This is a genomic window from Acaryochloris sp. IP29b_bin.148 (genome assembly GCF_028285565.1).
In the GTDB taxonomy this organism is placed as follows: Bacteria; Cyanobacteriota; Cyanobacteriia; order Thermosynechococcales; family Thermosynechococcaceae; genus Acaryochloris.
The window spans coordinates 1-9,355 of the sequence record NZ_JANQOY010000211.1 but is presented as its reverse complement, the minus strand read 5'-3'; the positions used below and the strand labels follow the sequence as shown (position 1 = coordinate 9,355).

Annotated in this window: 12 protein-coding genes and 1 pseudogene; 8 read left to right on the top strand and 5 right to left on the bottom strand. The window is 44.4% G+C overall.

Features of this window, described 5'->3' with window-relative positions; all coding sequences use genetic code 11:
• The coding region (locus tag Q0986_RS19105; protein WP_299414450.1) for a Tab2/Atab2 family RNA-binding protein at nucleotides 1–95 on the bottom strand (95 nt) is incomplete at its 3' end.
• A gap of 37 nt (nucleotides 96–132) precedes the next feature.
• Between Q0986_RS19105 and ubiE the strand changes: the two genes are divergently transcribed.
• Nucleotides 133–837 (top strand): bifunctional demethylmenaquinone methyltransferase/2-methoxy-6-polyprenyl-1,4-benzoquinol methylase UbiE, encoded by a 705-nt coding sequence (gene ubiE / locus Q0986_RS19100; protein WP_299414447.1) that lies wholly within the window; start codon nucleotides 133–135, stop codon nucleotides 835–837.
• Nucleotides 838–934: 97 nt separating this feature from the next.
• On the opposite strand, the gene Q0986_RS19095 is transcribed toward ubiE, so the two are convergent.
• Together Q0986_RS19095 and Q0986_RS19090 are read right to left on the bottom strand one after the other, a co-directional pair.
• Nucleotides 935–2,503 (bottom strand): tetratricopeptide repeat protein, encoded by a 1,569-nt coding sequence (locus Q0986_RS19095; protein WP_299414445.1) that lies wholly within the window; start codon nucleotides 2,501–2,503, stop codon nucleotides 935–937.
• A gap of 62 nt (nucleotides 2,504–2,565) precedes the next feature.
• Nucleotides 2,566–3,873 carry a P-loop NTPase fold protein gene (locus Q0986_RS19090; protein ID WP_299414443.1) on the bottom strand — a complete coding sequence of 436 codons (1,308 nt, stop codon included), beginning with the start codon at nucleotides 3,871–3,873 and terminating at the stop codon, nucleotides 2,566–2,568.
• A 147-nt stretch (nucleotides 3,874–4,020) separates the two neighbouring features.
• Here Q0986_RS19090 and Q0986_RS19085 point away from each other — a divergent pair, with 147 nt between their 5' ends.
• From Q0986_RS19085 to Q0986_RS23050, 4 genes and pseudogenes are all read left to right on the top strand, one after another.
• Nucleotides 4,021–4,356, top strand: a complete 336-nt coding sequence (locus tag Q0986_RS19085) for a type II toxin-antitoxin system Phd/YefM family antitoxin (RefSeq protein ID WP_366918631.1) — start codon at nucleotides 4,021–4,023, stop codon at nucleotides 4,354–4,356.
• Entirely contained in the window at nucleotides 4,307–4,621 is a 315-nt protein-coding gene (locus tag Q0986_RS19080; RefSeq protein WP_299414437.1) for a Txe/YoeB family addiction module toxin, read from the top strand. The genes Q0986_RS19085 and Q0986_RS19080 overlap by 50 nt, the downstream gene beginning before the upstream one ends.
• A gap of 160 nt (nucleotides 4,622–4,781) precedes the next feature.
• Nucleotides 4,782–5,417: a type I restriction enzyme HsdR N-terminal domain-containing protein gene (locus Q0986_RS19075; RefSeq protein WP_299414435.1), complete on the top strand. Its 636-nt coding sequence runs from the start codon at nucleotides 4,782–4,784 to the stop codon at nucleotides 5,415–5,417.
• A gap of 56 nt (nucleotides 5,418–5,473) precedes the next feature.
• Nucleotides 5,474–5,892: pseudogene (locus Q0986_RS23050) on the top strand (class I SAM-dependent methyltransferase); the annotation flags it as partial.
• 835 nt (nucleotides 5,893–6,727) lie between these two features.
• On the opposite strand, the gene moaB reads toward Q0986_RS23050, so the two are convergent.
• Entirely contained in the window at nucleotides 6,728–7,240 is a 513-nt protein-coding gene (moaB, locus tag Q0986_RS19065; RefSeq protein WP_299414428.1) for a molybdenum cofactor biosynthesis protein B, read from the bottom strand.
• A 298-nt stretch (nucleotides 7,241–7,538) separates the two neighbouring features.
• Between moaB and Q0986_RS19060 the strand changes: the two genes are divergently transcribed.
• The 3 genes from Q0986_RS19060 (at nucleotide 7,539) to recR (ending at nucleotide 8,804) form a co-directional block, all read left to right on the top strand.
• Nucleotides 7,539–7,727 carry a DUF4278 domain-containing protein gene (locus Q0986_RS19060; RefSeq protein ID WP_299414425.1) on the top strand — a complete coding sequence of 63 codons (189 nt, stop codon included), beginning with the start codon at nucleotides 7,539–7,541 and terminating at the stop codon, nucleotides 7,725–7,727.
• A gap of 45 nt (nucleotides 7,728–7,772) precedes the next feature.
• Nucleotides 7,773–7,961 (top strand): DUF4278 domain-containing protein, encoded by a 189-nt coding sequence (locus Q0986_RS19055; RefSeq protein ID WP_299414423.1) that lies wholly within the window; start codon nucleotides 7,773–7,775, stop codon nucleotides 7,959–7,961.
• 240 nt (nucleotides 7,962–8,201) lie between these two features.
• Nucleotides 8,202–8,804, top strand: coding sequence for a recombination mediator RecR (recR, locus tag Q0986_RS19050; RefSeq protein WP_299414421.1), 603 nt, complete (start codon nucleotides 8,202–8,204; stop codon nucleotides 8,802–8,804).
• A gap of 13 nt (nucleotides 8,805–8,817) precedes the next feature.
• Here the strand turns inward: recR and Q0986_RS19045 are convergent.
• Nucleotides 8,818–9,355: response regulator (locus tag Q0986_RS19045; RefSeq protein ID WP_299414418.1), on the bottom strand; the 538-nt coding region annotated here is incomplete at its 5' end.

Genomic DNA, 9,355 nt, shown 5'->3' with positions numbered 1-9,355 from the left:
TGGGTTTGCGGATCATAAACGGTGAGTTCCCAGAGGGGATAGTCCTCAGTATTCTTAAGAGGACGGCGATCAAAGTCCACTTGCCAGATCGTCATCGTTTTTGCTTTCTCCATCGGTCAACGGTTGCCCCCCATGAGCCCAACTCCTCTATCCTCTGATATTCAAGACATCTTTAACCGCATTGCTCCTGTTTATGATGACCTTAATCAATGGTTGAGCTTGGGCCAGCACCGCATTTGGAAAATGATGGCGGTCAAATGGGCTAATCCCAAACCGGGCGATCAGGGGTTGGATATTTGCTGTGGCAGCGGAGATTTAGCCAGACTGTTAGCCCAGAAAGTATCCCCAGGTAAGGTGACCGGAGTCGATTTTTCCTCAGAGCAGCTGGTGGTTGCTGAGCAGCGTAGCAAGACTCAATACCCTCATCTCTCCTTGGAATGGGTGGAAGGGGATGCTCTAGAACTGCCCTTTGCCACCGGCCAGTTTGACTGCATCACTATGGGATATGGTCTGCGCAATGTCACCGATATTCCCCGATGTCTGGGCGAAATTTATCGGGTGCTTAAGCCCGGTGCCCGGGTGGCGATTCTAGATTTTCATCAACCCCAGCAGGCTTGGATTCAGCAGTTTCAAAATTGGTATTTGCAATCGGTGGTGGTGCCTGTGGCGCAACGCTATGGCCTCATGGAGGAATATGCCTATATCACGCCTAGTCTAGAACGCTTTCCCCAGGGACCTGAGCAGGAAAGGCTAGCGAAAGATGCTGGATTGGCTGATGTGACCCACTACCCGATTGCCGGGGGCTTAATGGGAGTTTTGGTAGCAATGAAGCACTGAACCCTAGTATTACAAAAATAGCAAGATAAGTTGTTTATATGAGGTTTTTAGCTTATTGATTGCAAGCAATAAAAGCGATTCTGTTAATCTCTGTGATCTAGCAAGGCATCATAGATTTAAGCTCTTTAACAGAAATATTCAAGATTTGAGCGGCGCTTGCTAGAAATTCTTCGTCAGGATATCTCTGGTAGAAGCGAACAAGATTTCTTTTTGAAATATCCATGCCAACTTCATCTTTACACTCAACTGTAATTGCTAAGTCTTGTAGATAAAATTTTTGTGCTTCCACTATATCTTTTAATACTTCAGCGATTTTACCAAGCTGAAAAAGCGTACTTGCTTGACTATAAGTGTCATTGCATTTAATTTTTATGTCAAGGGCTTTTTGATAATATGTTCGTGCCTTTTTATACTCCCGAAGCTCTTCAGCAACTCTACCTAATTGATGATATGTCTTCGCAAGTTCATAATCATCGTTGGATGCAGTTTTAATGTCGAGAGCATTTTTATAGTATGTGCGTGCCTGCTCATATTCTCGTAGTCTTTGGGCTACAATTCCTAATTGATGGTAAGTAATTCCTTGTTTGTATTTATCATTAAATTTGATAAATATGGAGAGAGATTTCTGATAGTATCCCCGCGCCTGTTCATACTCTCGTTGCTCTTCAGAAACTCTACCTAATTGATAATAAGTCCTTGCTTGCTCATATTGGTCGTTGGCTGCAGTTTTGATATCGAGAGCATTTTGATAGTATGTGCGTGCCTGTCCATACATTCGCATCTTCTGAGAAACAATACCTAATTGATGGCAAGTAATACCTTGACTATAATGCTCATCTATTAGCTCAAATAATGCTAATGCTTGTTTGAAATATTGTTGCGATTGCTCATAACGCTGACAGTTCAACAAAGTTTCCCCAATGCTAAATAATACCCTAGCTTGCCTAATCTTATTGTTACTATTTTCTGCCTGCTTTAGTGCTTTTTCATAAGCAATAAGTGTAGACTCATATCTCGATTGCTGCTTATAAGCATTGCCTAGATCTATATAGAGTGTGCTTAAAAGAGGAGATTTAGGATTTTGATGGTTTAATTCAGCAATTTGTTGCTCTATATCTTCAACAATAAGAGCTAAAGATTGAAGTGTATCCTTATGATTGTTAGCTGGAAAATGAGGCCCTGGTTGAAATGATAAATGAGGAAGATGATCACCCATGATTTGAGTTTCAAACTCAAACACCCCGCCATGCCAATTCCAAAAATCTGGTGCTTGTTTTGATATACTTGTCGCCACAGTATCTGACAACCAGATAATAATGGGGAACTCAAATTGTCTTAAGGCTTCTCGTGTCCATTGTAAAGAGAAAAAGAATTTCTCTTGCTCAGATTTTTCGTCAGCTAGACGCACTCCAAATAATTCTGAAGCCCCAAGTACAGTCACCACTGTCTTTACATCTAGCTGCAGGGAAAGATGATCTTTAACTAAAACGTCTAAAGTCGATCGCAGGCTTGGGTCTCTCGGATTAAGCACAGTTTGATAGGTGTTAACTCCTTGTCTGTTCAGAGTTATTTCGTATTGCTGAATTAAGACTTCCTGAAGATCACGATCATCACAAACTGCTAAAAATAAATCTAGGTGATTAGCATTAGCTCGAATTGAGACCATTAGTTTTCTCAATTCGCGAAGATTATGAGGACTTAGTTCTGACTGAATCACTATAAAAATAATTAAGTCGGTAATTTCAGTAACTGCTTACGCTGCAACAAATCTGTCACCAATGGATGTAGGTCGTACCACAAATCATCATTCTCATATTCCAAAACAAAAAGACCATGCAGTAATTCAAGAAATTCTGAACTTCGGGCATCTGGAGGAGTAAAGTCTGCATAAATTTCTACCAATAGATCATAGAGCTGACTACCTAAACTACGTGCAAATTGGTTGCGTAAGGTTTTGACGGCTGCCGCTAAAATATCGTCATTAATCACTAGATCAGGCTGATCAGAGTCAAGCTCCAACTCCAACATACATTCACGGCAACATTCTTGGCCTAAGCGGATGAGTTCTCGCAATACACCACCACTCAACAACACCAGTTGACGCCTAACATTAGGGGCAATCAAATCACTCGGAATTCGTTTGTCTAAGATTTCCTGCAAAATTTCCACGTTCTCAGCAATAGCCTCTCCATCCACTTGATGGGCCTGATCCTGGGTAAAGAACTTAGTTACTGATAGCAGAATAATCTGACAAAAAGATTGCAAGGTTGCCAGTAGCTTGGGTTCTCTCACCACCGAAATAGGAATAGTGAACACAATGCGAATATTCGGTGAAAATAAGGCATTGATATTATCGCGATAAATGGATTCCACCACCGACAAATCCAGCTTGTCTAGATCATCAATAATTACCAACACTTCTTTTTTTGTGGCTGTTTGAATAGCCGCAGCAATTCGGTCAATTGTATCGGATAATTCGGATAATTCCGATACTCGACGCTCAAAGGTCACCTTGATCTCGTTACGGAACGTATCTTCTTTTTTTAGCTTTGCCGATAAAAATCCCCAGAGGTCTCCACCCGCTCCTAACTCCTGCTTAAGCTGATCGGTATAAGTAGTGCTTGTCGTCGTTGTAAACCAGTTCAGTAGGTGCTTTTTAGTAGAGTCAGGAATAGCAACGCCATGTTTAGATGCCTTACTCAGTAGCATCAGGGCGATGGCATACAGAATATTGACGTGGTTAACGTCTGACATTTCTACCATATCGGCAATCGAAAACAACACGACAAAGTGCTGCTGTTGTTGCATCGAGATATTTAGCTCATGCAGTAGGGTTGACTTTCCACAACCTCGGTGTCCGGTAAAAATGACCTTACCGTTGGCTTTAGAAGCTTGTACCTCTTGCTTTAGACGAGCCAATGTCCGACGCCCATACTTCACCCGAAAGTCTTCAATCTCTTGCGGCTCCAATAAGGGAAATAACCCCAAGTTTCGATAGGCTTGCATAAAGCGTTTATATCGGTCGTTTGCAGCCATATTACAGATGATGGATTGGTAAGCAGAACTGCCCTGATCATACCCAAGTAAAGCCCAAGGTATAGATATCGCTATTGTCAGTTTTGGACACTCATGAGGATTGGATGCTATCTTGCAAATGTACGCGTTTCAGATACAGATGTGCTAATTAGCAAAACAGAATCTGCGACCAATGCCCGTAAAGAATTTTTCAAAATTCTAGATGAGGTGGCCAATGATAGTTCTGTCGTCATCGTCAAACGCAAAAATGCACCTAATGTTGCCATGATTGCTGAATCTGAGTTGAGCAGCCTGGTGGAAACCGTGCACCTGTTGCGATCGCAAAAAAATGCCGAACGGTTATTTTCTGCCCTAGAAAAATCCCAGACAAGAGATCTGGATACCCCCGATGAGATCAACCCCCACCAATCTTTAGAGGAATTACGGCAATACTGTGAGCAAACGGAAGAAGCGGATACCATCACAGTCACTGCCAGCGAATAACCCACAACGGTGTCCCATCTTTGAGACGGAGTTTCGAGAAGACCTGAAAGACCTAGCCCACACCAACCCCACAGCCTATGACAAGGTTTGGAAATTGGTAGATGAATGCTTGGTCCACCCCTTTACGGGAACGGGTAAGCCAGAACCATTAAAACACCTTGGAGCCGATATTTGGAGCCGAAGGGTCACCTTAGCCGATCGACTCGTTTATCGGGTTGGACATGCGAAAATTGACTTTCTAACCTGCCGATATCATTACGATTAGCGTGAAGATAGATCTTGTCCAGACAAGCACCGTCGCTACCACGAATTTACTGTTGAATCGGCTACGCTAATAATAGCCAGTGACGGGTCACTCCTAGTGCAGAGGAAGGTTGAGATAAACAGCAGAATCGATACAGGATTGTAGGGAGATTTTTTGAAAAATGGTGCAAACCATTGCTGCCAATGAAGCGACCTTGCGGGATCTAAAGCAGGCATTTGGGTTACGACATGCTCAAGACCCCACCTTTTTCCCGGAATGGTCGGCAGCGAATGCTGATTTAAGTGTCACAGACAAACACCTCTTAGATCGAGTCAGAGCTAATTTTGTGGAATTGATGGAAGATCCACCGATGCTGGAGAATAGCGTCAAAATGGTGGTACTTGCGCCCTTGCTGGATCTAGCAGGCTTTTATCACAGGCCGTTTCGGATAGAAACAGAAAGCAGTATTGAACTGGCGATGGAGGACGAAGACACCGTTATTCGAGGCCGCATTGATGTTCTGGTGTTAAAGCATCGACTGTGGCTATTGGTGATTGAGTCCAAGCGGAGTGATTTTGCAGTTACCCGAGCGATTCCCCAAGCGTTGGCCTATATGCTGAGTCAGCCAGAAACGGTGCAACCTGCTTTTGGCATGATTACCAATGGCAACGAATTTTTATTCTTGAAAGTTCAGCGACATCCCACGACTGCATATGCCAACTCCAAATTATTCTCCCTAGTCAACCCTGAGAATGATCTCTATAGCGTGTTGAAAATTCTCAAGCAGTTAGGAAGTACGGTCATAACGAAGGTCTAACGTTCACGTTGGATGGAGGTATTCTACGAACTAGCACGAGTGTAAACATCTGCAATTTACCGTTAGAATGGGTAGAAGGGGACGCCCTGGCGTTACTGTTTACCACCGACTAGTTTGACTGCATCACCATGGGATATGGCCTTCGCGACGTCACCGATATTCCTTGATGTCTGAGCGAAATTGATCGGGTACTGAAGCCTGGTACCCAGGTGGCAATTCTAGACTTTCATCAACCCCAACAGGCTTGGATCCAGCAGTTTCAAAATTGGTATTTGCAGTCGGTGGTGGTGCCCGTGGCTCAACGCTATAGCCTCACGGATGAATATGCCTATATCACCCCAGCCTAGAGCGGTTTCCCCTCGGACCGGAGCAGGAAAGACTAGCAAAGGAAGCTGGATTAATTGAGGTGAACCACTACCCAATTGCAGGAGGTTTAATGGGAGTATTAGTGGCAATGAAACCTAACGGATTATAGATTTAGTGCTAAGTACGGTACTATCTCACTGATTTTCTGAGCTTCTTACTTTCGCGAATATCTTGCCTCAATGGAGTTACAGAGCTAAACCCCCAATCTTTGCCAAATTAAAAACTCTGAACGAGAAAAGGCTATCCAAAGAGCAGTTATAAAAAAAACATTAAACAATTCACGGCCCCATAGTTTACGATAAGTAAAGTTCTCTCCAATTACTATAGAATATTCAAATATTTTTCTTAGATATAAAATATTAAGACACTTCGACAGAAAGAAAATAATTCCACATATACATGTAATTGGTATAGAAAGATTGTCTAGATTAGAGTTCCAAAGATTCACATAGGTTCTTACAAGAGGAAAAACCTTGTAGTTTGATGTCAATAAAAGAATAATAAGAATCCAGCCAAAGGGTGAGTTGGTTAGCAGTCTTGTCAACCAACTCCAATCTCTTGTGCTGCTAAAGAACGATGAGTCTTTGATGTTCAAAACCCGAAAACCTTTAAATATAAAACTGTTTGGCATAGCCTTTTTTACTCAAGCTCTAATCCTGAGATAAGAATGGCATCAATCAACCGTAAAATTCAACTTGTGATTTGAACTTTTTTAGAGTAAGGAGCCTTATTTCATTCTAGGTTCTGTTTCCTTAAAACCGCTAGTTTGGATTATTCATGAGAATCAACAAAAAGCCACCCAAATCACTAATAGGAAGTAGTTCAGTTATTCTTAAAAAATAATAAAGTTCCGAACCTTATAGATAGCTGACAATTTTATTTGGCAAGGATTTTGAGGATTTCAAAAAAATGTCATAAATAATGCTGGCCCAACTAAAACCACCTTATTCTCGCAAGCGAGGCATAAGCTCCGCCAGATTGCAGGGAGAATGGCGAACATCCAATTGGTCTTGAATCAAGGCATCCCAACCTGTTTGGCAAGCACCGGATGAACCAGGTAGACAAAAGAGATAGGTGCCATTGGCCACGCCCGATAATGCCCGAGACTGAATCGTGGAGGTCTTAATGTCTTCGTAGGAGATCATGCGAAAGATTTCGCCAAATCCCTGAATCTCCTTATCCAGTAAAGGTTTAATCGCTTCTGGTGTACCGTCTCGTCCAGTGACGCCTGTACCTCCCGTTGTGATGATGGCCTGTACAGATTCATCGGCTATCCAGCGAGAAACCACAGCCCGGATTTGGTAGATATCGTCGGGGACAATAACTTTTTCAGCTAGAGTATGTCCGGTTGCTTGGATGCGATCGCACAACAGTTTCCCCGAGGTATCCGTTTCCTCCTTACGCGTATCAGATACCGTCATCACAGCAATATTAACGGGAATAAACTGCTTTGCCATCCTGATGCTCCCAAGTCACGCTCTTATCCTACAGAAACATCACCCAGTGTCACCATGTCGATAGCCATCACAGCAGCACCTTGACGCTCTCTCATCGAAAAGGCGTTGACCAGCGCCGCTTTAGAAGCATAAAAAATCCCTATAATTCTTTGCTTATAGGATTTTAGAAGCTTTTAAGCCTAGTGATAAAGGTCACCCTACCCCTAGACCGTCATCACTGAGTCTTCCGGCCATTCCCACGACTATCAATAACGAACACGAGTCAACTAAGGCTTATCAACGACCAGGAGTCCATTCGATGCTACTCAAATATCGCAACAACTTGTACACCGCTTACGTCAATGCTGAACCCCAAAAGCCAGAAGGGTACGAAGGCAAATATCGGGGACTATCCACCACCATTCATCCGACTCAAACAACGGTGACTTCTCCACAAAAACAAGTCATTACCTATCGCGGTATCACCTCTACCGTTCATCTCGCTTAACTCACTCACTCTTCCCACACATAGACCTTTCCAGGAGACCCCATCATGCAACTGACCTATCGCAACGTCCAATATACAGCCACCACTGCCCCCACATTTATCCCCACAGAAACCCTGCAAGGAACCTACCGGGGACGCTCCATGCCCATCACCATCCATCCCCCCACCCCCAGCAAGATCACTGAACAAACGATCCAATATCGGGGTGTCAAAACACAACAACGGTTTGCCTAAAGATGAAAACAACCTGAAGCTGCAGCAATGACTACTCGTACTGCTGCAGCTACGCCATTGATGCAGAAGCAAACATTAACGACGCTCAATCGGACACTCTAGAAGTCAGGGCCATCTAGACTATCCAATATTTGAAGCACAATTTTATTTTTAAGCGATGATGCCTGGTGAGATAAACTTTACACCTGCGGCGAGCAGATTGCTGCCCCCCGTTCACGTCTTACCCAGAGGCCAGCGACATTGAGTACTGTTTACACCAGACCCTTAGCCCGACTTGTGGAGCAACTCCAGCGATTACCTGGGATTGGCCCCAAAACAGCTCAACGGTTAGCCCTGCATATTCTTAAACGGCCTACAGCGGAAGTCGAAGCCCTTGCCCATGCCCTGATTGAGGCCAAGCAACAAGTCGGATTTTGCTCCGTGTGCTTTCATCTCTCTGCCGAGCCCGTTTGCGATATCTGTCGGGCTCCCAATCGCGACAAAACCACCATTTGTGTGGTTGCCGATTCTAGAGACGTGATCGCCCTAGAGAAGACGCGCGAATTTCGCGGACAATACCATGTGCTAGGCGGACTGATTTCGCCCATGGATGGTATTGGCCCCGATCAGCTCAATATCCAGCCCCTTATCCGTCGGGTCCACCAAGCTGGGACTCAAGAAGTGATTTTGGCGATCAATCCTAGTGTAGAAGGTGAAACCACCACCCTATACGTTGGCCAACTTCTGAAACCCTTTACCCGAGTCACGCGAATTGCCTTTGGCCTGCCGATGGGCGGGGATTTAGAATATGCCGATGAAGTCACCTTGGCTAGAGCCTTAGAGGGACGGCGAGATCTCGATTAATGGGATGCGATGCCTACAGCTTTTGCTTCACGAAGTTGACGAGTTGGGTTAACGCCCGCTTCAGATTCACGATTTCCGTTTCCATCGCTTCCACTCGCTGACGCAGCTCGATCACTTCAGCATTATCCACACTGGGGGCCGCCGCCGCAGCCTTGCTAGTGTCTGTCCGTAGACGCGGCAATCTGGATTTTGTGATCGCCCCTTTAATCGCTTCCTGAAGCTGGTGCTTCTCAAAGGGCTTTTCAATAAATTCAAAAAATTCAAAGGGTTCGGTCAGCTTATCCGTGACTTCTTCCTTCCGACCCGACATGATTACGAGGGGAATGGACTGCAGGTCGTTCTCATTTTGCAGTTCTTGGTAAACTTCCCAACCACTGACCCGGGGCAATAGGAAATCCAACATAATCAAGTTAGGACGCTCTTGCCGAATCAAGTTTAAGCCTTCTGCACCGTCCTTAGCTTCTAACACCTGAAAGTCACCTTCCGGCAGCATATCCCGGACGCGCATACGAATGACTTTACTGTCGTCAATCACTAAGATTTTGTGACCT